This is a genomic window from Gemmatimonadota bacterium (assembly GCA_026706845.1).
Classification (GTDB): domain Bacteria; phylum Latescibacterota; class UBA2968; order UBA2968; family UBA2968; genus VXRD01.
The window spans coordinates 1-25,640 of sequence record JAPOXY010000173.1; the positions used below are offsets into that span (position 1 = coordinate 1).

Consider the following 25,640-nt stretch of genomic DNA (forward strand, 5'->3'; position numbering starts at 1 on the left):
CGCTATCGTCGGCCTCGAAATCCTCGGAATCGAAGCCATCTACGCCTCCAAATTCCGATTTGGCTCGGGCCACACGCGGGGCGCACACGGGGCAATGCCCGTCCCGGTTCCCGCAGTCGTAGAAATGACAAAAGGCTTTCCATCCGAACGCACAGATATCCCGTATGAACTCGTCACCCCCACTGGTGCGGCCCTCCTCACGGCACTCGCCTCTAATATTGGTGAAACAATTCAGCTCCGCACAGAAAGCACGGGTTATGGCGCTGGCACGCGCGATGTCGAACAGGTCCCCAACCTCCTCCGCGTTGAAATCGGCGAACTCGTCGCAGATCCCCGGACAGATTTACCCGTCCTGCTCGAAACAAATATCGACGACATGACCCCAGAAATTTACGGCTACCTCATCGACCGCCTGCTCGAAGCCGGTGCGCGCGACGCCTTCCTCACCCCCGTCATCATGAAAAAAGGCCGCCCAGGCATTCAACTCACTGTCCTGGCCGACCCCAACAAAGAAACCGAACTCACCGAACTCATCTTTTCAGAAACCACCACCCTCGGCATCCGCCGCCTGCCCGTTCAACGCCACATCCTCGAACGCCGCACAGACACCGTCCAAACCCCTTATGGACCCATCCGCGTCAAAATCGCCGACATCGGCGGCAAACAGCGCATCACCCCCGAATACGACGACTGCGCCCGTATTGCACGCGAAAAACAGGTACCAATACTCGACGTTTACAAATCTGTAAATTCACTATAGCTAACCCTCCCCCGGTCTCTCCCCGTACAGGGAAGGGGAGACATACTCTCCCCTTCCCCGTACTACCCCTCCTGAAGATTCTCTTTCACAGCCAACAGAACTTCATAGTGCCAATCATACATAGCGTCCTCATCAATTGCGAGAAACGCCTGAGGATCAAAAATCAGCTCATCGTCCTCAAATTTAAAAATTGGATAAAACGGATCTCCACCAGGAATGCCAGAACCCGTTCTCATCTGCCATTCGTCTTTCGATATAGATCCCTCTTTCGCCAGTAATTTTAACCTCTCATAACTCGTCTTTTGCATCATATGAACAGGCAGATATGGATAATACTTTTCAATGACATACCTGTCTATTTCCCGCCACAGGCTCGCGATAACAACTTGCCGGGACTTCAAACTCTCGATCGTCAAATCTCCCGTATTCATCGCAGCCTGTAAGCGCTCCTCCCAATTCTCTGGCGTCCACCCAAGACTGCGGCTCAAATGCAACAACCACTTCTCATGTGGAATATACTCCCGATTGGCTACAAACAGTGCCTGAACCAACGCCGTCACAGCCTGATTTAACACATGGTGACCTTGTAGAACATCCCCACGATAAATCCAACTATCGCCCGCAAGCCGGAAATACCACCAGCAACTCATCAGCAAATTTTCCGCCTTACCTGGCTCAGGTCGCTCAGCCATTTTCTCAGAAAAAACTGAATGGAGAAGACCCTCAGGATCAAACAGAATCTCCGCATACGATGCATCCCACAACTCAGTATCATCCCAAGCGCGCGCGCTTTCAGCATTAAAATCTACATACTTGATATCATAGAGTTGCCCCGCTAATTTGGTAATTCCAACAGCAATCGGAGGCTTACTCAATTGCCAGTCCTCAAAAGCTTCTGAAGTCAAATAGATGGTTACATCGATCTCTGAGAGATGATCTGCATAACCCCGTGACAGGCCACCATTCAAATTTAAGCCCACAACACCCGGCAACGCTTTAAACTCCGGCAACATCTTTTCCAAATGGCGTCGGAGCGTGGAGATCTTGTTCTCAGACTCAATTTGTACCTGTGGACGATTCACTTCTTCACTCATATCCGCAACTCTTTACCTCAAGAACGATCTACAAACGGGTCTGGATCGTATTTTGAATGATTTTGTGAAATGCACTGTAACACTTGATAGCCATCTACAGCCTGCCACATATAGATTCTTCTGCATTGTGAACACAAAAAAAGGATATTATCATCGTCAAGCTGATCGTAGAGTTTCTCGATCAACCTCGACTTTCCATACTTTTCATATAGGGCTTTGAGCGTTTCGGGAGGAATCGCGCGCAATGCCTCTTTGGAAATCTCCGGTTTTACACCCCACAGAGGTCTCAAATCAAACCCACAAACGCACTGTCTATCTCGCATATCTCCGTCCCGTCTGTGTACGCGTTCATCGTCAAACCATCTCCAATCGTATAGCCTTTTGCACTTTGGACACAACTCATAATGGGCTGATGTCCCCGGCATCTCTTCATTTTCTATGAGGCGATTAATCTCCTCCTGTTCTGGCAGACCCAGCACCTTCTTTGTCCCAACCAAACAGTATCGGCATCGCCGATTTTTCTGGCGGATATAGAAGATCAGATAGATGGGACCCACCACAATAATCAGCAAAAAAATAAAAGACAATAATCGTTCCATTGTTACTCCACTTCTTTCACATTCCGATATACGCATTCGAATAGCCGCACATCACCTTTTTGTACCCACATATAAACCCTGAAACATTGCTCACAGACGCGCAATGCGTGGCCTTCTGGAAGCCTATCATGCCGATAGAGGATATCCTGATATCCACCGAGGAGCTTGGCGACATCCTCGCGGCTTGTTTCTTTGACCAGAGATTGGACAATTTGAGGTGGTAGCCCTGTCACAATTGTTTTGAGAATCGGCGGATCTATACTCCAGGGTGTTTTGAGAACACCACCACATTCACAATATCGGTCGCTCATATCCCAATCTTTTGATAGCCATCCTTCATCGTAAACCCTGCTGCATTTGGGACAAATTTCTAATTGATCTAAGTTGACACCCTCTTGCTCAAGGATATTCACAATAGCGTCACGCCTGCTCTCTTCAAGCGCATCAAGGGGCAAAACGCTCTCACGGCAGACATAACATCTTTTACTCGTCTTCCTCAAAAATTTAAACAGCAAGATAAAACACAAGATGAGAACACCTGCAAATATCCAATGGAATTCCATGACTCTACTCAATTCTTAAGGTATCAACAAATGTCCATAAATTTAAAGCACACTCCGTTAGAGCGTGCTTTTTCATTTTTGCTTCAGATGTCACAATTAGTATGGACGATTTCAATCAGTTCTGAGAGGTAACAACACGTAAACTGCAAAGGCCCGTCGGTCTCGGGCGGGAACACTGTTAAAACAACGGATAACATCCTCAGCATCAGTGATGTCTTGAATAACATCAGATTTGGAAAAGGTTGCATCAGGGTCGTAATCCGCTTCGTGACGTTTTTGCTGCATATCAACAAATCGTTCCGCGAAGTCCTGAATTTCGTCCGGAAATTTTATGATCATACCCTGACGTTCGCAGCGTTGTCTCGCAGCCCCATGCTGTAATGCCCGATATGCTTGACGCCATGCCGATTGACTGCGGTAGGCACCGGGACCACCAACGAGCATATTGGCGTTGGATGTTGCGAGACAGTGGAACAGCGCGTAGTACGTCGTGCTGACAGCCCTGCGAATGTTCGTCTCCCGTGTCCTACCCTTGATGTTCGCGCCTGCCAAATCCCGAGCCGTCACAATAAAATCAAGCGGTTTCAAGATCCGTCTCCAAATGCAGGCGCCGCCACCTTCGATACACATGCTGCCAATCAGATTTCTCGACCCATGACGGGCTGGGGAACTCTTCTATGCCCGCCTCAATCAACTTAGGGCGAATGCGCCTGATGAAACTGGATGTCCAACTGGAGTCGAGCCGATTCTGGTCACCATCGAAGACAATAATGATGCGAAGATACGTTTCGCCGCTGGCGTCAGAACCAAATTCATCGACCATGGGCACTACTACAATAGGATCGAACACAAACTCGTCTGATGAAAAACGTTCTTCAATAGTCTCGCGGACAATGTTTTGGACTTTCTCATTCTGTTTCTGTGTCATCACAGTGTCTCCCTGACAAGCTAAATTATTCTTTTTACAATTTTCTAATTCTTTACGACACAATTCGTCACTTGATCTCGTGCCGCATCCCAGATATCCGCTCCCAGAGGGGATACAATATCAACTTCCTCCAGGACTGTTCCCTTCAATTTACCCGGCTCTTGAACCGTTACATCTTCTGAAACATCTGTCCCATAGGGTAATGGTATCACCTTCGCAATCGCCTTTCCTCGTTTTGTCACGATCACAGGTTCGCCCGTTTGAACAACCTGTTCCAAAATTCCCAGTACCTGAGCCTTAAATTCAGTCACACTCCACGTCTGCATTGTTTCCTCCATTTAGGCATGTAGCAATGAGACCGGCGACGGGCTGTTAGTCCCGGTTAGTGTAGTTGTTATTGCATTACACGGTTATTGTTTTTAATGCTGACATAATGAAAGAGAAGATACAGTAGTGTCCAGTGGAAAAAGCTTGTTCATTCTAAATGTTCTATTTCCTCAAATACTATTTTTGTATTCGTTGACAGAAAAGCAAGACAATTTCCTTTAGAAATTTGTTTGTACTTTTGTTTATATTTTTTCATTTTTAAATAAAATTTTTCCATACTATCACTATGAGAGTTAGTATAATCTTGAATACTTTGAAGTACCTGTGAAATGTAAATACGCTGGCCTGGTTGAATCCATTGTTTTAACCCTTTCCAAATAAAACCAAGAGACATTTCATTAGGATTCATCCCAGACTGATACAAAACGGCATACGGTTTAACAGGCAATACAGATATAATATCACTCACAGAATTACAATCACATTCTTGTCTCAAAAAATACTCAATAAAATTATGATTACAAAAACTTATATATTTTTTATCCAAATCCGAGACAAAACTACCAAAAGAATTTTCCAGTAGCCAATTAATCTCAAAGGAGATAGTTCCATTCATCTTCCCACTATTCAACTCATGTTTTAACCTCTCACACATATTACTTACCATATCTTTGTAGCTAATAGAAACACATTGTTTCAAAATCGATATAAATTCTTTAAAATTGAAAATAACTTGATCCCCCTTACCATCTTCTACCCTCACATGTTCACCAAAAACTGATATGTTCCTTGGATGTAACACCATACTACAAATTTTTAGCACACGCACCTGATTTGCTTTGACTCCATCTTCGGCCTTATTGTTTGTTGATACTCTTTTTATCCACATAGATGTCTGAAGAATGTTCTGGTTTAATTTCCCGCTTAACCGATCTCCAATACTTCTTACAAGAGATGACAGATATAACATATTTTTTTTAAAAGTTACATCCTCCTCAAAACAACAAGCAATGGGATGAAAATAATCATCCCATCCATTTCGTATCTGCAACACGCCTTGATAAGACGCCTCAACATCTAATATGGCTTGTTTCAAATTATTAACATCTTCTACTAAAATCATAGATTATACCCACAATTTTTGAACATCACAAAGCCTGTCCCACCGCCGCGGACGCCCTCAATACCATCCGCCGTAGATCCTGCGCCACGCCTTCATCTTGCTCGGTCTGACCTACGGCCGCGACAATCCTGCGATGCTACCCAGCGCAACTATCCATTCTAATGTGTCCCAGCTGCTCATCTGGCTACGAATCCTCCCAGTAGTATGCTGGTTACTTCGACCATTACTCCGTTAGTTACCTGACTCATGACCTTCTAAGCCTTCGTTTGTCCACTTTACCCACGGCACTCGTCTTTCGCATCCACTCCGTAATGATCACCCACAATATATCCGAAAGCCAAAAAGGTGTCAACGAACCCCAAAATAAAAAAAGCACGCTTCGTCAGAGCGTGCTTTCTCATTTCTGCTTCTAAACTCGATCAATCATGCGGACGCTGCCTTCGCCCAGCTCTCAGGCATAAGAAGGCGCCATCGGGATATGAGGCGACGGCCTGAAAGCCTCGGATCGAGTTTGGCATTGCCCTGGGTCAAACGCGCACGGCACGCCTCAACAAGAACAGCGGTGTCGGGTCCGCGTTCTGCCAGAAATCCCAGGCGTTTGAACACGGCACCGTTACCGACCCGGTCTGCATAGGCAATCAACTTATCATCATCCCTGTCCTTGCGCTCGAAATAGGCTGCAATGCAATCGGCAACATGCTGGATACCGGCTCCGAGGTCTGGATCGTCGAGCATGTCGATAATGGTACGGTGAACATCCGATACGGCAATCTGGCTTCTTCCGCGCCAGATGGTCTTCGTGCCGAAGATCATACCCTGACGAACATGCTTCAGGGTGAAGTGTGCGCCATGGCGTTCCTGGCTTTTCTCACGCACAGTCCGCGCAGTCATCACGACAATATCGCGAAAGATCTGCTCCGTCAGATCCCAGTGTTCGGCGGCAGTCCGGCCACCGATATAGGCCGGCTTAAAAAGCGCAGGCACCAGCACCCAGGGATCATCAAGAACCAGTTCGCTGGTAAGAGAATCAAGACCAACAGGCGCGTAGGCACCCGGGCCTACGCGCCGCAGCCAGCCCTGTCCACTCCAGCGGGAGAGTAGCCTGGTGGCGTCTGAACGGCTAACGCAAAGGGCATGTTCAGCATCGGCAATATGAATAATATCACCTGCTGCCCGAATAACGGCAGACAACCTGCGGCGTCCCTCAGGTATGGTAGTCTCTAAGTTCATGGCAATATATAGTTAAACTGCAAAAAATCGCATTTTATGTGAATTTTTGTCTTTATAATATATGATAGCCAATTTCTCGCAGTTTTTCAACCATTTTGTAATGTATTATATTGATTGTAGCGATTTCGTAACAACAAAGAGATAAACAGCGGAGGAAATAATGAAACTCTGGTATAACGAACCAGCGGAAGATTGGAATCACGCCTTGCCCGTGGGGGCTGGAAAACTCGGCGCCATGGTATTTGGCGGGGTGAGCAACGAACGCATACAAATGAACGAAGACTCAATCTGGGCGGGACCTCCCGTACCCGAATCACCACCGGGCGCGCAACAGGTCGTCGCACGCGCGCGTCAACTGCTCTTTGAAGGTCAATACACCGAAGCGCAGGACCTCATGCAAGAAGGCGTCATGGGCGAACGCATAGTACCGCGCAGCTATCAGACATTGGGCGACCTGCTCATCGAGCAAAGCGGCGTCGAACAACACACCGATTACCGCCGCGAACTCTCACTAAACTCTGCAATCGCCACAACGCGATGGAATGCAAATGGCGTCGCATATCATCGAGAAGTATTTGCCACCGCAATCGACCGGGCAATAATCTGTCGCATCGCATCGGACAAAGCAGGCGCAATATCGTGTCGGATATCTTTCCATCGGGAAGAAAACGCACAGTGGTCGGGCATATCCGAAAACACACTCCTCATAACCGGACGTGCGGGACAAGGAGAAACCCATCCCGGCGTAAAATTTTCTGCAGGCATCAAAGCAATTGTCGAAAACGGGCGCATCCAGTGTGCCAACGACGCCCTCATCGTCGAAAATGCAGACGCAGTCACCATAGTCGTCTGCGCCGACACCGACTACAACTTTGACGACCCCTACACGCCCCTGACACACGACCTGAAAGCCTCCGCGATACCCACAATCGAAACGTGTATTGCACGTCCATATCTCCGCGTAAAACGCGAACACGTTCGGGACCACAACAATTACTTTGACCGATGCGCCTTCTCCCTCGGAGAAGATAAAAATGACCACATTCCCACAGACCGTCGCCTCGCCGAATTCGAACACACATCAGACCCCGCGCTCGTTGCACTCTACTTCAACTTTGGGCGCTACCTCACAATCTGTTGCTCGCGTCCGGGCAGTTTGTGCGCCAATCTACAGGGCATCTGGAACCAGGAATACGAAGCCCCGTGGAACAGCGACTACCACATCAACATCAATATCCAGATGATCTACTGGCTCTGTGAACTCGTCGGCCTGCCCGAATGCCATGAACCGTATTTGGAATTTTCAGACGCCCTGCGCACAACAGCCCGCCAAACAGCAAAAGAAGTCTATGGCTGTCGCGGAACTGTGGGGCATCACACAACAGATGCGTGGCGATTTACCGATCCAGTGGGAAGAGTACAACACGGAATGTGGCCCATGGGCTGTGGATGGAACAGCAGGCACTTTTTGGAACATTGGGATTTCAACGGCTCAGAAACATTTCTGCGAGACCAGGCCTGGCCAGTTGTGCGGGATGCCGCCCTGTTCTTCCTCGACTGGTTGGCAGAAGATCCAAAAACCGGCAAACTCGTATCCGGTCCATCTTCTTCCCCGGAAAACCGCTTCCTCGCGCCGGGCACGCAGGACGTATGCAACCTCGTCATGGGCCCGAGCATGGACCAGCAGATCATCTGGGAAACATTTACAAATTGTCTGCGCTGTGCCGAGATCCTATCCCTCGACGACCCCATTATCGACGACATAAAAAGCGCATTATCCCGTCTCGCAGAACCACAAATCGGCACTGATGGACGCCTGATGGAATGGACGGAAGAATTTGAAGAACCAGAACCGGGGCACCGGCATATTTCACACATCTACGGCGTGTATCCCGGCTTCCAACTCATCAACCAACCCGACTTCTTGGCTGCCACGCGCAAAAGCATTGAACACCGCCTCGCGCATGGCGGCGGACACACGGGCTGGAGCAGAGCCTGGCTCATCAACGTGTGGGCGCGCCTGAAAGACGCGGATCGCGCCTGGGAAGACGTGAGGCAACTGCTCATACGCTCGACACTGCCCAACCTATTCGACAACCATCCCCCGTTTCAGATGGACGGCAACATGGGTGGTGCCGCGGGCATTGTGGAAATGATATTACAAAGCCATCATCAGGCTATTGAGCTATTTCCCGCACTGCCAGACGCCTGGACAGAAGGCAACACAGAAGGACTGAGAGCAAGGGGGGGATTTATAGTAGATTTACAATGGAAAAACGGAGAAAAATCTGCGCACATAACTTCCCTATTGGGCAATCCCATCCGCATACAATACAACGGCTCTATGCGCGCAGTCAATGACGACCGGACGGTCATCGCAGAGGGCCAGGAGGAAATTGCGTTCCAAACAGAAAAAGGAAAAAGCTACAATATTGCGCTCGGGGCATAAGTTATTTAAGCGCACTGGATCGCGGCTCAACACCATGCCGCGATGACGGCTTTGTTTTGAAATTTTTGGCATCATCTCCCAATAATCAACCCATCGGGATCGACCTCATCGCGTAAAATGCACAACTCCGCTTCCGTGGGCGGGACAGTCTCTTTGACATCAGCCACCTGACCCAATTCAAACCCGGTATTTCTCTGCACCTCATCAAACGTCACGCCGGGATGCAAACTCTCGACCTGCATCCGACATGTATCTTCATCAAAACTCATCACAGCCAGATCCGTAATCACGCGATAAGGACCCCCGCCTTCGGGCAACCCCGCAATCTCGCGCGCCCCCGGCCCGGTCAGAAAACCCGGCGTCGTTAAAAAATCGACCTCTTCCACAAAACGACGGCGATCGTGCTGTGTAATAATCAGCGTGCGCCAGCAAAAACTCGCAAAATCATTGGCACCTCCGCTACCCGGAAAACGCACGCGCGGTTTTTTGTAATCGCCAATAACCGTAGAATTTAAATTCCCATACGCATCGATCTGGGCACCGCCCAAAAACGCGTAATCCATCACACCCCGCTGACACGTCTCCATAATATCACACATACTCGTCGCCATAAGTGCCCGATATGTCGTGCGCGAATCGCCCACAGAAATGGGCATCGCGGGCAACATCGGTGCCAAACCACCCGCCTCAAAAGCCACCAAAAGCCCTGGTGCATGCGTCTTTTGTGCCAACATCGCCGCAGCACACGGCGCTCCTGTACCCACCCCAACAGTCGTCCCATCCTCCAGCAACCGGGACGCCACACAAATCGCCATTTCAACTTCATTGTAATCAGACATACCCTGCACCCTTACCTTCCAACCGCCGTAACTCCGCCAGCCGCTCTTCCCCACCGCAAATCTCCAGATAGTCCTCAAAACAATCAACACCATACAAATACTTATCCAGAAACGCGCGATATGCCTCCACATCTCGCTCAGCGTCCAACCACGCTTTGAGATGCACCTCATCCGAGAAATACTCCCCAGCCATATTGCCGGGATACGATCCATAAGGCACATGACACACCGCATCAACACAAAAAGCCGGAATCGCGGTCGCATTTGGATCGCTGCGAATCTCATCTGTACTCACAATGCGCTCCGCACTCACAATCACATGTTTAGAGGCACGCGACAAATCCCAATCAGCCACCGTAATGCCCCGAATGCGGCAATTCCCAAACAAATCACTCTCGTGCACATGAATAAGCGCCACATCGGGAAACAGAGCCGGCACAACCGTCAGCGGTTTGCCCGTAAAAGGACACGCGATCTCCTTAGCCGCACTCTCTCTAAACGTATCGGTCCCCAGCATACTGCGAACAGGCACAAAAGGCACACCCGTCGCAGCCGCTCGAAACCGACATGCCAGCGCGTAATTTGTCCACTCACACACCTCAACCTCTCCGCTCTCCATCAACCGCCGCGCCTGCGCCGACAAACCGCGCGCTTCCAACCCCAAAATATATGCCGCATCCAAACGCGAAAAAATCTGCTTCCCCGTACGCGTACCCGCTGCCAAAATCTGAAAATCGTGCGTCGTCGTATGACCGGCAAACCCCAGATTTGTTCGCTCCTGCCGCACAACCTCGTGCAAAAGCGCCGTCGCTATCCTGTTCCCACCAAACCCGCCAGAAGCCAAATAGTCACCATCGTGCACAAACTCGGCAACAGCATCAGACACAGACATCAGCTTATCTGTCAATGCGCCCTTCTTCTCTCGAAAAAACGCCCGTGCAACATCTGGATCGGGATCTGTAAACAGCGGTCCCCGGCCTGTATTTTCAGAATTTGTCATTATTCCTACCTCACAGCGCTGTCCAGCCGCCATCCACCAGCAGCGTATGCCCCGTAATAAGATCCGCAGCCGGACTGGCCAAAAACACCACCGCACCCACCACATCTTCGGGCTTTCCCACGCGCCCAAGAGGAATGCGAGAAAGCAAATCCTCGCGCAACGCCTCATTGTCAAACGTCGATTGTGTCAACGGCGTCAAAATAAACGTCGGACCCACGGCATTCACCGTAATCTGATAGGACGCCCACTCCACAGCCAACACCCGCGTCAAATTCACCACACCAGCCTTACTCGAACAATAAGCCGCGCGCTTGTAATAACCCACCACCCCATTTTGCGACGCAATATTGACAATTTTGCCACCACCCGTCTCAATCATCGACCGCGCCACGCGCTGCGACATAAAAAACAACCCCTTCAAATTCACATCCAGCACCCCATCCCAATCCGCCTCTGTCACCTCGAGCGCGTCCCTGGGAATATTCACCCCTGCATTATTCACCAGAATATCAACCCTGCCATACGTATCAATAACCCGGCTCACTGCCGCATCAATACTCTCCTGATCCGGCAATTGCAACGCCAATGGCAACGCCCGTTGCCCCAAATCTCCAACCGCTTCACACACCTCATCCAGTGCATCAATCTTCTGCGGCACCTCACACACCGCCACATCGGCACCCACCTCAGCCGCCGCCACCGCAATCGCCCGTCCAATACCCGAACCCGAACCCGTCACCAGCACCACCTTATCATCCAATCGCATACTGGGCAAAACCATTGCGCCCGCTCCTTTCACGAAGAAAAAGAAATATTATTCTCCGTATGCCGGCAAGAAATATCATCATCCCCGCGAAAATTCCTACACCCCCAGAAAGCCCCATAGCGCCCCTTGCGCTGAACCATATCCGCGCCACACTTCGGACAAACAGGCAACCATGAATCACAATCGGCATCGAGACATATTTTAAACCGACCAACCCGCTGCATCGGATTGCCACACGCTTGACATCCGCTCTCAGTATGATTGCACAACGGATAATTGCTACAACCGTAAAACGACTTACCCTGCACGGCAACAAGCGTACCCGTCTTGCACTTCACACAGCGAATGTGCTCAAAAGACGCCTGTTCCAAACTGGTCTCAAAATCGTCCAGCGCCAGCGGATATTTATTCTTCAACAACTCGACCAAAAACTCAGACGCATTCGTCATATCCCCAATCAAATACACGCGCTGTCTGGCGCGTGTCAGCGCGACATAAAACAAACGGCGCTCCTCCGAATATGGAAAGGGATCTAACGCGGGCAACAGCGCCTCAAGCAAAGAATGAGACGTCTTCTGCGAAGGAAAACCGTACTGACCGCGTTCAAGCCCCAACACCACCACATAATCCGCCTCCAAACCCTTCGCACCGTGAACGGTATTGCACGCAATAGACAAAGTGGGAAACCGCTTTCTCAACATCATCATCTGCGTGTCATTGGGCAAGTTAAAACGAAACCTGCCCAACAAATAAACCGAACTGCCTTCTTCCGCCCGCGCGGCGACATGCGCCAGCACACGATCCAGCCGATCGTCAAGATCCGCCTCTGAACCGCGACGCTTCTTCTCGCGCAACAGCGAAACCGCGGGATGATCTACCATCGCGTGCGTGGTCAACGACTTTTTAACCTGCGCCGGATTCTGAAGCACAAACAGGGATGCAACATCGCAAATACTATTATTGAACCGAAAAGTCTTATCCAGAACCGTAATTTTAGTAGCCCCAAATCTCTCTTCAAAATCCGTAGTAAACCGAATATCGCTACCCGTAAAGCGATAAATCGACTGCCAATCATCCCCCACGCAAAACAGAGAACACACATCAACAGATTCTCTCAAAGTCTTAACCAACCGCGCACGCGGCTCGGATATATCCTGAAACTCATCCACCAGAATATATCGCCAGGGCGAAACAAAACGACCACATTTCACATACGCGATTGCCCTGCCAATCATATCGTCAAAATCGATATGCCGATTTTCTTTCAAAAACGCTTCATACTTCTCATAAATCGGCACCACAATTTTCAAAGCCTGTTGCTGAACCAGACTCAGGTCAACGCCCTGGACAATCTCCTTCCACGGTTGATCTGGACGAGGCAAATTGCTCTTATACCTCCTCAACAAATCCGCGAGCAACAGCGTCAAATCGCGAATCTCACCAAACTCCCTCAGCGTATCCAGCATCTCATCTGGCGAACGCAGATTAAATTGCACCCCAGCCTGTATTAATTTCTCCTGCAAGCCAATTAGCAAGCGACCTTCGGAATATTCGTAGTGAAAGGTCTCAATCAAGCGCGTCTCGTACTTCTCATGAGTTCTGCGCTTCCAATCCATTCCCTCGTGATACTTCTTCTTCCCCACAAAAGGCGCCGTATTGCCATCGCGGTCTATACCCCAGTGCTCCAGATAAATACCGCAATCCGGAAGATAAAAATCGGGCTGGTATTGCCGATAATCTGGACTCCTCGTCTCATGCTCATAATCGGCCTCGTATTGATATGCCACCCCCAGCATAAACAGATGATTGGCGATCCACAACTCACCCAAACCCTTTACCATCTCCCCCTTCAAGGTGCGAATCTCATTAGCAAAAATATATTCAAAGTACTCCCCCTGAGTTTTAAAATCAAAGGGATTGACCTCTTGATACCTGTAATAGCCCAGATAATCCAGAACCCATTGTCTATAGGTCGGAATTGCGAGCAGCTCCTCAAACCACTCATCGACATGCTTCTCCAGCAACGCGCCATCTGTTGCCAGAGGTGAAATCGAAGGCTGCGCCTTTTCAACCGAAGCAATAATATCCTTGCCCAGCTTGTGAAACGTACTCGCAACAACACCTTTCTTATCCACGCGCTCATCCAGCCGCTCCTGCATCTCTCGTGCCGCCTTATTCGCAAAAGCCAGCATGAGAACCTCATCGGGCTGTGCCTGCCCGCTCTCAACCAAAAAACCCGCGCGTCCCACCATCGCACTCGTCTTACCGGTACCCGCACCAGCCAGCACCAGATTATTGTCCTCATCTATCACACAGGCATCGCGCTGGCTCTCGCTCAGCGGATTGCTCTCCACCCCATCAAAAAAGGTCGAAAACTGGTCCTTGAGACGCTTGACATATTGCGCGCGAAAATCTTCCACCTCTTGACCACCCCAGTGTGCCACCTCCTGCACCAGCGTAAAATCGGCATGGCGATTGCGATCCAAATACCCCACCGCCGGCACCTTGCGAAATTGATCGAGCATCTCCCGCGCCATCGCCCTGATCTTCAACCAGCGGGAACTGCGTAAATAACCCGCATCCAGCAATCTATTAATCTCCCCGGCACACCGCCGCACCTCTGACGCAAACTTTTGAGACTCCTCCAACCAATACCAATAATCCTCCAACCAGTCGAAAAACCCATCCACCTCTGCCTTGTGCAAACCCTTCAGTTGCTGCGCTCCGCGATCCGTCGGCAACACCAGCTCAAAAAACAGCCTCCCCCGGTGTAATACATCTTCTCGCGTCAAATTTTCAGTACATACCACAAAGCGCTCACCCCCGGCCCTCTCCAAAATCAGACCATAAGATGAAATTAAAATCGTTGCCGTCCTCGCGCCCAAAAGACGCATCATCCAATGCGGGGTAATACTTTTGTTTTTAAGTGTATTCATTGAAGTCTCATCAAACAAAAGAAAAAGTCTCCTTACTCAGGAGACTCTTTTAAAAAAAATAAATACGGTGTGCATAATTCATGCTGTTGTGTTACAGCGGAGTATATAACTTTTTTATATATATTGCTTTTTTGCCTTCGGCGACTTCATTTTTTTGCGCGCCCAAAAAAATGAAGCAAAAAAAGGGCGCCCCTGCGGGGGGCTTGCACAGCGCAAAGCGTTTTTGTAATAATACACCATGCAGTGGCCTGCATAGTTGGAATACCATAAGAATGTCCGCTGCGAGACGGACTTACGCGCTGTGCATATCAATTCCTAATTTTTAATTGACTTCATTCATCTATCTCATCAAACCCATTCACAACCCGGCTGATCAACCCGTATTCCACAGCCTCATCGGGACTCATCCAATAATCTCGATCCGTATCTTCTTCAATCTTTTCAAGTGGCTGACCGGTCTCATCGGCATACATCTCGTTAATCTTCTTCTTAATCTTCACGACCTCCTCAGCCGTGCGTCGCACATCTTCAGCCACCCCTTGAAACCGCATCGAAGGCTGGTGAATCATAAGGCGAGAATTTGGCAAAGCCAGCCGATCTACCTTATCTGCCGCCATCATAATCACCGTCGCTGCACTGGCTGACAGACCCGCACTGATAATTTTTACTCTGGGGCGGATAAATCGGATCATATCGTAAATCGCAAACCCATCGTACACACTACCGCCGGGCGAATTAATAAAAATTTTAATCGGCTCTTCCGAATCTTGATGATCCAAAAACAGCAACTGCGCCGTCACCTTAGCCGTCAATTTGTGATCCACGGGATCGGAAATCAAAATCGTACGCGCATCTATCAGTCCCTTGTTCAAAATACCATTTCTCGACGCACCGTCTTCCTCTTTCTCTTCATCCTCAAGGATCACATCGTCCTCAAAAATCATCCAGTCCTCCAAAAAATAAAAATCAAAAAACCCATTATGTCCAATGGCTCAATTTATCCCATATCCCCATTTGAGTCAAGAGCCTTGCGGTTAATTTTTTTTCTCCAAACGCGAAGCATCGCCACCATCTGCCCTCGCCAACTTCACCTCCACGCTCTTACCATCCTGACACATAAACGCCACAACCGTCTGATCCGACTGAACCCTTGCGTCCGCCAGATCATATCTGCCATCCAGACGCCATGTTCCCCGCACAGTCACCTCTACCTTCCGAGGCTCACTCGCTTGATTGACAATTAGCGACCCATCCTGCCGGTGCGGCGTCTGGATCTCCCAACGCCACCCAAAATCCGGATCAGCCATCGAAAGCAATAACCCATCATCCACTTCTCGAACCATCACCAAACTCGGCAAAGACACACCCTCAACCGGACCATCTATTGGCCTTGCATCCGTATCGAATAGCGCGTAACCCGTCATCTTCATCCCCCGGTGATGCACAATATGTGCCTGATGATCTCTCTGCCACACATCGTATTCCGGTGAACTCGCAAACGCACGCACCCTATCCGGCGACCTCTGCACCAGCACGGCATAGTGATATGACGCACCCTGAGGCGCGCTCCCGTGATCCAAATACGCCAATTCAAAAGCCCCTGTACCGCCGCTATCCCTGCCATAATTTTTAGAAACTTGCACCTGACGCTGCACGCGCAACTCGCCTCCATCTGGAACCACATACCCATTGCCCAGAGAATCCATCAGCCATGCCTTCTGCCCCGTCGTCCCCGAAAACGCATAAGGAATTGCACGCACACGCTCCCCATTCACCCCCGTAGAACGGTCCTCAGAAATAGCCGCCTGAAACAGTGGCGTCACAGTCGCATGCCCACCATCATCATTCTCAATACCCGACCCCAGGCAAACAAGCACATCGTCAAAACAGAACACCGTCTTAACCGCCCGAAAACTCGTATTGAACCTCGTATCGTGCAGCTTCAGCGCAAACACCCCGTCTTGCCTATCTATATTCACTCCACCCACAAAAGTCTCATTTGAAAAATTGCGATCACGCCCCTCGTGTTTGAGCTGCTCATGACTCAAGCGAATCATCGTCGTACCGGGCCACATACTCCAATCCCACCCATCCCGCACAATCCCACTCGCCTCGCGACCAACCGGATCGCCACTGCCGTAAATCAGCATCGTCCCATAGCTCAAATAGCGACCGAGCGGATTATTCCTTCCCGACGACTCATAATCCCACACGTACTTGCTCCACCCCTTCATACTCACCATCCAGTCCCCACGCCGATGAATGGACAATGCGCCATAAGGCAACGTCCAGTGCCCGGACGGCGGAGCGGCAGGTACGTACCCCGCCTCTGCAAAATTCGCCATCATCTGCATCGCACCCGGCGTGTGCAAATACATCAGCCGCACCGATACCCGCTGGAACAAATCTTCTATCAGCAACTGCGAATCCGGTTTCCAAAGCTGCATAAACGCGCCCGATAATTCCGCATCCACCGGAGAATAGCTCAAAGCCACATACATATACGCCGGCAACAGTTTGGTAGCCACCGCTGTATTCCGCGGAAAACGACCATTAACAGCCATTGAAATATCGTACGTATTCGCCATAATCCTGGACGTCAACAGCGCCTGCTTCAAATTATCGCGCTTCTCCTCCGCAACTGCAAAAGGCGTATCATACAACAAATACACCAGAATTGAAGCCACGTGAAAAGCATTTGGCGCATACCCACTCGCGTAAATACCCCGATGGTGAAAACCCACAAAATCCGGCTTAATCGTATCCAGCCACCCCGGCGCAATAGCAAGCGCATTATTGAGCCATAAAACATAGCGACGCATATTCGCCACCTTCTCGGGCGAATCGTCCATCATCAAAATACACAACAACCGATACATCGCCACCGAGCGTATAAAATCCGCATTCGCGCCCAGCACCTCAGGATCCTCATACAACTCGCCAAACATACTGAACCATTTCAGCGTCGCCAACTCCCGCGCCAGTATCCCCTTGCTCTGCAAAACATCCCGCATCAAATACACCGCGTGGGCATAGCCAGCAACCCGCAAAAACTCGTGATGCATCGCCCCAACACCACTGCCATCTGCCCAACCCTGATCGTGCAAATAATCGAAAACATCTATCACCCGGTCTCTCGCCTCCTCATTGCCATTCAACCGATAATCCAGCACCAGACGCAACAAAACCCCTTGGAAAACACTCTGAAAAAGGGGTTCATAGGGCGACAACTCGGCAAACAGAGGTTTTCCCAAAATGCGGTTATCCTCGCGTCGAATCTCGTAATCCGCCAGACTGCGATACCCACGCCTTATATAGGCTTTGAGTTCGTTGAGCCGAATCCTCACAGGCTCCCGCTGGTCATCCTTCACCCCATCGCCCAGAACCCATACCTCATATCGCCGGGCAATCGCCTCAAAAGCCTCCCGTTCTTCATCGGTAATCTGCAAAGGAAGCGGACCCGGCAACCTGTTCAGACTCCATCGATATTCGCGGCTCCTATCAGCCCTCCTCGCATTGACAAATGGAACCTGTGCATCGGGAGATCGCCTGGAGTGAATCCTCTCCACCAACTCCATCAAATCCAGATAAACAACCCCACTATTCGATGCCCTAATTTCAAACGCCGTCACCCGTCCATTTCGCGCCCCTTCATAAGATCTGTTTCGCGCATCCTCCCGCAAATGGATCCACATCGCTCGCCAGCCCGTAAAATTCAAGCCAAACTCAAACTGGTAACGCGGATTATTTGCCCCCAACTCGGACTCTGTCCCAAACCCAAACGTCAGCACCTCATCGAGCGCCACCTCGTTATACACCCACGCCCGAAACCCGGTCAGCGCCTTATTGCGTCCCGGCGCGGGATCCGTGAACAAAAGCCGCCCGTTATTCTGCCATGACCACTTCAAGGAGTGCTGTCCCCCTTTATAACGCCTCGCTGAAAGCGACACCTCGCTACCCGCATCTGCCCGATAGGACCCGGACCCATCCTCAAAATCATAGCGCCAGGGCATATCCTGTGCCATCGCCGCACTGGCCATATTAAGAAAAAAAATAAAAATCCACTTCATAAACACACCCCTCTAAAACTATACCGGCGCATCCTCTGGCCTGGGAATATCCACAAACCAGGCAAAAATAGCCACCAGCAACACCGCTGGAGCCAGCGCGTAAAACGCCGGTGCATAAGACCCCGCAGAACTAAAAACAGACTCAATAAACCACGGACCCGTTGCAGAAGCCAAAACCGCAAACACCTGTGCCGCGCCCTGAATCTTACCCAGATGAAGACGGCCAAAAATATCTGCCCACGCCGTAAAAAAAATCACCGAAACCACGCCACCTGAAAAACCGAGCAATCCCGCATGTGTCAGCGCTTGCCCCGATGTTTTAAGCTCCGGAAACGCGAGCAAATAAACGCCAACCGCCAGCATCGCAATCGTCATCAGCCTGCCCAAAGACCATCGGCGCGCCGCCCACCCCGCTGTAAAATTCCCCAACAAACCCGTCGCCATAAACATCGCCATCGCATATTGAAACACCGTCTCATCAAACCCCAACTCCCCCAATATAGACTGATTGAACAGCATCACCCCCGCAATAACCAGATTGTAGAGCGCACTCCCAATAGCAAACACATAAAAAGCCGGTGTCATCAACGCCTGTACGAGCGTAAAACCAACCACCGGCTCATCCGACTCATCATCTTTCACAACCTCGGTATCCAGCCCAACCGCCTCCGGATCTCGACGAACAAATAGCAGACACAAACCAGATAGAACCATCAAAATCCACCCCAGCCCCGACCACATAACCCGCCAACCCTGCTTGAGCACAACATCGCCAGCAACGACAATAGCGACCGCAAAGCCCAGACTCATAAGCACGGCAAAAATACCCATCGCAACACTCAACCGCCGCACAAACCACTTGCCAACCATCGTCAAACTCACCACAGATAGCGCGCTTTGCCCCACACCCCGCATCAAAACCAGCAACAAAAGCAAAAAACCAGCACCTGTCATCTGGCTAAAACCCAAAACCACCGCACTCAGAACAAATAGCACCCCCGTCACAACAACTCGAACCCCAAAGCGATCAATCGCCAAACCGCAGACCAAATTGAACAACGCCCCCAAAATCGTCGCCCAAAAATTTTTCTCGGCAAAATCGAGCCGGGAAATCCCCAGATCCGCGATCAAAGGCTCCGTAATCAAACCAATACCAACACTCCTGCCCGGCAGCGTCGCCACCATCGCAACCGCCGCAAAAATCAGAACCACCCAACCGTAATAAAACGGCACGCGCGCGGGCAGTGCATTGCCAAAAACAGTTCTAGAACTCATTCCACACACGCCTTGAGCTTTGCCAGACCCTCTTCTGCAACCGCAACAGACCCCTTTGCCCAATAGCTCGGATTAAACAACTCCAGAGACAACATCCCCTCATACCCCGCATTCTCAAACCCCGCCACAATCTCTGACCAGGGCGCCAAACCATCCCCCGGATAAACCCGATCCGCATCTGTTATGGTATCCCTGCCGGGCGACGCTGGATAATCATTCACATGCACCAGCCCCAACTTGCCCGGACCCAGATGTTCCAGCCCGTGAAAATGTCCACTCCCCTTGTACATATGATAAACATCCGCCAGCAGCACCGTATTGGGCCGCCCGCATTCAGCCGCCACCAGCAAAGCCTCGCCCAACGTACCCAGAGTCTGCGCAATACCCCAAAACTCCAGCAGAGGTTTCGCCTGAAACCCGGCAACCTCATCCATCAACTCACCATAGCGACGCGCCACAGAAAACAAATCCACATCCCGGTCTCGAATCCCAAAAGGCGGTGCCGCGACATACGTGCAATTGAGCGCATCGGCCATCTCAAAACAGCGATGCGCTTCTTCAAGCCCCTTTGCCCGCTCTTCATCCTCTGGCACTGACCACTCAAAAAACGCGATCAAATTGACAATCTGAATCCCCCTATCCGCTGCCTTATCGCGTATCTCAAACAGCGAACCACCCCCTGCAACCCACTCATCAATTTCTGCCACCCACGGCTCAATCCCCTCATAACCCGCATCCGCCGCAATATCGATGGCATCGACCACCGAAACACCCTCATTGCGAATCGTGCTGGTATTCAAACAATACGAAAAACCCATAGCTATTCTCCTCAAATATTCGGCAAAGGTGCCGTATCGCCCGTCTCGTGCTGCCACAAGCGAATCGCCGCCGCCATATTGCGAACGCGATCCCTGTGCTCGGGCGCATCGAACAAATTATTCTCCTCAAAAGGATCCGTATTCAAATCGAACAACTCGCACTGATCGCCCGCACACAAGTTCAACTTCCACCGGTCGCCCGTCACAACACAGCGCCACGGCAGCGTCGCCACCAAATTGATATCGGGATTCCCCAAATTGCGGTCACCAATCCCATTCCACTCCATAAACGCCATGTGCTCCCTCAAATCGCGCTCACCCGTCAACGCACCTGCCACACTCTCACCCTGACACTGATCTGGAATCGGCAGACCCGCCAGATCCAAAAGCGTCGGAACCAGATCCGCGTGACCAAACACCCCATCCACCCGCGTCTGTTCCGCACTCAACCACGGCACATGCATCAAAAACGGAACCCGCGCCGACTCTTCGTAAAACGCCCGCTTCTCCCACATGCGGTGATCGCCCGCCATCTCGCCGTGATCGCTCGTAAACACAAAAATCGTATTCTCCATCTGACCCGTCTCATCCAGCGCCTGCACCATCTTCCCAATGGCGTCATCCACAATTTTCACATTGCCCAAATACTGCGCCCGCAACTTCCGCCAATTCTCATCCCGCGTCATATCTTCTGCCACAACCCGCGCATCCGTGGTATTGCGATAAAAATCCGAACGCACGCGATTAAACAGCGAGTGCCCTTCCGGATGCTTCAAAAACGTCGGTCCCACCGGAATCTCCTCGGGATCATACAACCCGTCATAAGGTCCCCGATAAGGCGGATGCGGCTCAAACGTACTGGCAACGAGCAACCATGGACGCCCCGTATTCTCGCGAATAAACCGCTCGGACTCCGCGCCCACATAAGCCCCAATCTGCGCTGATGCCGGCATGATCGCGCGTTGTTGGGGCGTAAACCTGTTGGGCACATCCGGAACAAAGCCCTGATCCAACAGCCACTGGTGGTAACCACACCCATCCGCAATACTGCACCACTCGTCAAACCCGTGCTGACAGTTGCCATCATCTCCCAAATGCCACTTGCCCACATACCCCTTGCGGTACGTATCGGGCATCATCTCCGCGATGGACAACGTTTCCTCCCTCAGCGGGATCCCATTGACCACACACCCATGCGAATGCGGATAAAGCCCGGTAATCAGCGACCCGCGCGCCGGCGTACAAACCGCCTGCGTCACATAGGCATTCTCAAAAACAAAACTCCGCGCAGCCAGCGCGTCATGATGCGGCGACTGAATCCACTCATTGCCATAACACGCCATCGTATCCGTGCGCTGTTGATCCGTAATAATAACTACAATATTTGGTTGACGAGACACTGTGATTCCTCCTAAATCTCAAAATGCCTACCCTCTTTAGCTGCTTGCCATTGCTCTTCTGTATCGATCTCAGCACCGGGATCGCCCTGTTGTTTCATCCAGCAATCAAGCTCAGCAGACAGGCGTTTCTTCGCCTCTGCGTGCGCGGGATCATCGGCCAGATTATTCAACTCACAGGGATCCTCATCCATGCGATACAACTGCTCGGGAGGGCGGCGCATATATCGATCCACCAAAAACCGCGTATGTTCATTAAACGTCGTATCAAAAACCCACGTCGGCCAGTACTGATGCCATCGAAACTGCCCCATCAGATGCTTCTCGATATAGATCGCCTCGGGCGTCAGATTGCGAATATAGTGATACGTACCATCCGTCACCGCTCGGATCGGATAGGGCGGACCCTCGGGAATATTATTATGCATAAAATACGCGAACTCCCGATGCGCATCTGCCTCGCCCAACAGCACAGACATAAAACTCGACCCATCAAAATCAATCGCACCTGAATCACCGCCCGCAGCCTCAATCAGCGTTGGCGCAACATCCTCATACTGAATAACCGCATCGGTATATCCCGGCTTCACCACGCCGGGCCAGCGCACAATAAAACCCGTATGAACACCCGTATTCCAATTCGTCCACTTGCACCCGGGAAACTGCGACCCCTGTTCAGACGTAAAAATCACCAGCGTATTATCCGCCTGCCCGGTCTCGTCCAGCACCGCCAGAATCTCACCCACCTCCTGATCCAGCACCTCAATCTCCGCCAAATACCTGGCATAATCACTCCGCGTCTCCTCTGTATCCGCCAGATACGGAGGCAACTTCAACGCATCCAGATCAAAATGCTCGGGATTGCCCAGCGTCCACGGCGCATGCGGCTCAAAAAGCCCCGCCACAAGACAAAAAGGCGTATCCCGACACGCTTCCACAAACGCGCGAATACCCGCAACGCCAAACTCGGGATCGGGATGTGTGCATCCCCCCTCAATACCCGGCACATACTCAAATGGAAAACTCTTATTGGGACCCACATGCTTCTTGCCACACAGCCCCACGCGATACCCCAGATCCCCCAGAAAATGCGGAAGACTCCTCGTCCCCGGACGCGCAGCAGAATGGTTCCAGCACGAACCATTGCGCGCCGGGTACAACCCCGTATAAAGCGCTGTACGGCACGGATTGCACATCGCCATAGGCAAATACGCCCGATTAAAAACCAGACCATCCCGCGCCAAACCGTCAATATTCGGCGTATCCACATTCTGCCCCCCGTACAGCGACAAATCGAGATACGTCGCATCATCTGCAATCACGATCAAAATATTCGGTTCCATAACCCCTCCTTCTGAAGCCCCAATCGCACCAACAACTCTGGCGGCGCATCAATAGCGCGCAACTTTTCAACCATCAAACTCTGCATACGGGCCAGAGCATCTGATTCACTATCGGCGAGATCATTCTCCTGATCGGGATCCGAAGGCATGTGATACAACCGCGTCTTGTGCTTCTCGGGATGTCGCGCAGGCGTCTGCTTGCTCCGAAGCACATCGGCACCCCAATCAAACTGATTGCGATTCGCAATAATACTCGAATAAGCATACACCGGCGGATTGGACTCATCCACCCCCTGCAACAGCACATACTCTCCATCGGTAATATTGCACGTCCCCGAAAACTGACCGTACAAAATCGCATCGCGCCCGGGCGCATCCCCATCCCGCAGAAACGGAATCAAACTCTGCCCGTGCAAATTCACCCCATCGGGCACCGCCAACCCCATCGCCTCTACCACAGTCGGAAAATAATCAACCGGCTGCACAAACTGCACGGGACGCGCCCCATGACCAAACTCGGGATGCCAGACAATCATCGGAATCCGCGTAATCTCATTCCAGAGCACCCAGTTCTTTCCCGTGCGCCCGTGATCGCCATTATGCGTCCCGTGATCCGACGCGAGAATAATCATTGTATCATCCATCAACCCCATATTCTCAACCTGATCGAGAAAATGCCCCACCCAGCGATCCACCATCGTCACCTCACCCGCATAAATCGCCTGCACCCGCTTCAACTCTGCCTCCGTCAAATTGCCATCCACCCAATCGTAAGGCGCGACCGGATACTCCATCACATCGTCTTCCGAATCATCGTACAACTTCACATAGTGGCGTGGCGGATCCCAGGGCTCGTGCGGATCAAAAGAATCAATCATCAAAAAGAACGCCTGATCGGCATTGTGCTGAAGCCACCGTGCCGCCCTCGAAAACAGCTGCGGCGAAAACCAATCGCGTTCCTCTTTCCGAATATATTGCGCATTGCGGAAATGCGGTTGCTCGGGCCTGTTATGCGGCGGATAATCCAGCGTCCGATTCTCAAAAACAATATCCGAATCCGTCATATACCGGTCCCGCTCCTGCCCGCGCACAAAATCAAATCCCGAAAACGGACGCCAGTACCCACTGCCCGGATTGCTCGTCCAGTGGTGATACACATCCGTAAAAAAGTAGGACACCTTACCCGCCTCATGCACGACACCACCCAGCGTCACATCATCAGGCTCTATACCGCCCCATCCCCGCCATGGAAACTCGTATCGCCCCGTCGCAATATCCCGGCGACACGGCAGCGTGGGATACGAAGCCAAATACGCATTCTCAAAAACCGCTCCCCGCTCGGCAAAACGATCTATATTCGGCGTGTGAATCCGAGAATTGTCATAACACCCCACGTGATCTCGACGCCAGGTATCCAGCACAATCAGAATAACATTCATAGAAAACTCCTCATGTTAAAACCCCTTCTACCCTCACCCGCAGATCCGCCACAGAACCACCCGTGGCATTGAGCACCACAGGACCATCATAACCATTCGCCTTGAGCGCGAGGACCACATCCACATCATCCTCCCCAATCGTCACCATACCCATGCGCTCCACATACTTATCCACAATCCCCACAGCGTTATCAACATCCATCGCATTGAGCCAGATATGTGCGCGCTCGGGCAAATCGGGCATCAAAACATCAAAATCCGCCGCATTCTCCAAACACGTATCCACCCCATTCCCGATATTCAGCGTCACATCGGGAATATTTTCAAGCAACGCATGCACACCGCTCACCAGAGCCTCGCGCGCCTCGCGGGAACGCGCACCACTGAGAAAACTCGCACACCGCAAGCGCAGCGCCCGCGCCAGATGGATATCCCACTCAACCTGCCGAAAATTAGAACCCGGATCATCGCGCACATGTAATCCCATCAACGCCACACCCGCATCATCGAAATAATCGCGAATCATCCGCACCGACGCATCTGGATGAAAAGGCGAACTCGCCGTAAACGCACAATGCAACACCATAGCATCAAAACCCGCTGCCTTTGCAATCTTCAAGGCAGCGGGCAACACGGCTTTTGGACACATAACAGGATCAAAACACAAACGCAAAACAAACCTCC

General features: G+C 51.1%; 22 protein-coding genes. 2 read left to right on the top strand and 20 right to left on the bottom strand.

What is annotated here, in order from left to right; all coding sequences use genetic code 11:
- The coding region (locus tag OXG87_16040; protein MCY3871060.1) for a LarC family nickel insertion protein at positions 1–760 on the top strand (760 nt) is incomplete at its 5' end.
- 62 nt (positions 761–822) lie between these two features.
- Here the strand turns inward: OXG87_16040 and OXG87_16045 are convergent.
- From OXG87_16045 to OXG87_16080, 8 genes are all read right to left on the bottom strand, one after another.
- Complete coding sequence (locus OXG87_16045; protein MCY3871061.1) at positions 823–1,854, bottom strand: DUF4037 domain-containing protein; 1,032 nt, start codon at positions 1,852–1,854, stop codon at positions 823–825.
- Between the two features lie 17 nt (positions 1,855–1,871).
- A complete protein-coding gene (locus tag OXG87_16050) occupies positions 1,872–2,453 on the bottom strand; it encodes a hypothetical protein (protein ID MCY3871062.1) in 582 nt (193 codons plus the stop codon).
- A gap of 2 nt (positions 2,454–2,455) precedes the next feature.
- Positions 2,456–2,908, bottom strand: coding sequence for a hypothetical protein (locus OXG87_16055; protein ID MCY3871063.1), 453 nt, complete (start codon positions 2,906–2,908; stop codon positions 2,456–2,458).
- Between the two features lie 219 nt (positions 2,909–3,127).
- A complete protein-coding gene (locus OXG87_16060; GenBank protein MCY3871064.1) occupies positions 3,128–3,604 on the bottom strand; it encodes a hypothetical protein in 477 nt (158 codons plus the stop codon).
- Positions 3,591–3,944 (bottom strand): hypothetical protein, encoded by a 354-nt coding sequence (locus OXG87_16065; protein MCY3871065.1) that lies wholly within the window; start codon positions 3,942–3,944, stop codon positions 3,591–3,593. Before OXG87_16065 ends, OXG87_16060 begins: the two co-directional genes overlap by 14 nt.
- Positions 3,945–3,988: 44 nt before the next feature.
- Positions 3,989–4,270: a type II toxin-antitoxin system Phd/YefM family antitoxin gene (locus tag OXG87_16070; GenBank protein ID MCY3871066.1), complete on the bottom strand. Its 282-nt coding sequence runs from the start codon at positions 4,268–4,270 to the stop codon at positions 3,989–3,991.
- A gap of 149 nt (positions 4,271–4,419) precedes the next feature.
- Positions 4,420–5,394, bottom strand: a complete 975-nt coding sequence (locus OXG87_16075) for a hypothetical protein (protein ID MCY3871067.1) — start codon at positions 5,392–5,394, stop codon at positions 4,420–4,422.
- A 423-nt stretch (positions 5,395–5,817) separates the two neighbouring features.
- Entirely contained in the window at positions 5,818–6,585 is a 768-nt protein-coding gene (locus OXG87_16080; protein MCY3871068.1) for a hypothetical protein, read from the bottom strand.
- A gap of 199 nt (positions 6,586–6,784) precedes the next feature.
- On the opposite strand from OXG87_16080, the gene OXG87_16085 reads away from it, so the two are divergent.
- Positions 6,785–9,073 carry a glycoside hydrolase family 95 protein gene (locus tag OXG87_16085; GenBank protein MCY3871069.1) on the top strand — a complete coding sequence of 763 codons (2,289 nt, stop codon included), beginning with the start codon at positions 6,785–6,787 and terminating at the stop codon, positions 9,071–9,073.
- 71 nt (positions 9,074–9,144) lie between these two features.
- On the opposite strand, the gene OXG87_16090 is transcribed toward OXG87_16085, so the two are convergent.
- From OXG87_16090 to OXG87_16145, 12 genes are all read right to left on the bottom strand, one after another.
- Positions 9,145–9,912, bottom strand: coding sequence for a 3-oxoacid CoA-transferase (locus OXG87_16090; protein ID MCY3871070.1), 768 nt, complete (start codon positions 9,910–9,912; stop codon positions 9,145–9,147).
- Positions 9,905–10,912, bottom strand: coding sequence for a CoA transferase subunit A (locus OXG87_16095; GenBank protein ID MCY3871071.1), 1,008 nt, complete (start codon positions 10,910–10,912; stop codon positions 9,905–9,907). Before OXG87_16095 ends, OXG87_16090 begins: the two co-directional genes overlap by 8 nt.
- Before the next feature lie 10 nt (positions 10,913–10,922).
- A complete protein-coding gene (locus OXG87_16100) occupies positions 10,923–11,693 on the bottom strand; it encodes a 3-oxoacyl-ACP reductase FabG (protein ID MCY3871072.1) in 771 nt (256 codons plus the stop codon).
- 14 nt (positions 11,694–11,707) lie between these two features.
- Positions 11,708–14,614, bottom strand: coding sequence for a UvrD-helicase domain-containing protein (locus OXG87_16105; GenBank protein MCY3871073.1), 2,907 nt, complete (start codon positions 14,612–14,614; stop codon positions 11,708–11,710).
- A 332-nt stretch (positions 14,615–14,946) separates the two neighbouring features.
- Positions 14,947–15,558 carry an ATP-dependent Clp protease proteolytic subunit gene (locus tag OXG87_16110; GenBank protein MCY3871074.1) on the bottom strand — a complete coding sequence of 204 codons (612 nt, stop codon included), beginning with the start codon at positions 15,556–15,558 and terminating at the stop codon, positions 14,947–14,949.
- 90 nt (positions 15,559–15,648) lie between these two features.
- Positions 15,649–18,684 (bottom strand): chondroitinase family polysaccharide lyase, encoded by a 3,036-nt coding sequence (locus tag OXG87_16115; GenBank protein MCY3871075.1) that lies wholly within the window; start codon positions 18,682–18,684, stop codon positions 15,649–15,651.
- An 18-nt stretch (positions 18,685–18,702) separates the two neighbouring features.
- The gene (locus OXG87_16120; GenBank protein MCY3871076.1) at positions 18,703–19,959 is read right to left on the bottom strand and encodes an MFS transporter; all 1,257 of its coding nucleotides are present in this window, start codon (positions 19,957–19,959) and stop codon (positions 18,703–18,705) included.
- Positions 19,956–20,834, bottom strand: a complete 879-nt coding sequence (locus OXG87_16125) for a sugar phosphate isomerase/epimerase (GenBank protein MCY3871077.1) — start codon at positions 20,832–20,834, stop codon at positions 19,956–19,958. Before OXG87_16125 ends, OXG87_16120 begins: the two co-directional genes overlap by 4 nt.
- Complete coding sequence (locus tag OXG87_16130; GenBank protein ID MCY3871078.1) at positions 20,789–22,177, bottom strand: sulfatase-like hydrolase/transferase; 1,389 nt, start codon at positions 22,175–22,177, stop codon at positions 20,789–20,791. The genes OXG87_16125 and OXG87_16130 overlap by 46 nt, the downstream gene beginning before the upstream one ends.
- Positions 22,178–22,188: 11 nt before the next feature.
- Positions 22,189–23,517: a sulfatase gene (locus OXG87_16135; GenBank protein ID MCY3871079.1), complete on the bottom strand. Its 1,329-nt coding sequence runs from the start codon at positions 23,515–23,517 to the stop codon at positions 22,189–22,191.
- On the bottom strand, positions 23,499–24,956 hold the full coding sequence (locus OXG87_16140; protein ID MCY3871080.1) for a sulfatase: 1,458 nt from the start codon (positions 24,954–24,956) through the stop codon (positions 23,499–23,501). The genes OXG87_16135 and OXG87_16140 overlap by 19 nt, the downstream gene beginning before the upstream one ends.
- 10 nt (positions 24,957–24,966) lie before the next feature.
- Positions 24,967–25,629 (bottom strand): hypothetical protein, encoded by a 663-nt coding sequence (locus tag OXG87_16145; GenBank protein MCY3871081.1) that lies wholly within the window; start codon positions 25,627–25,629, stop codon positions 24,967–24,969.
- Positions 25,630–25,640: the final 11 nt, after the last annotated feature.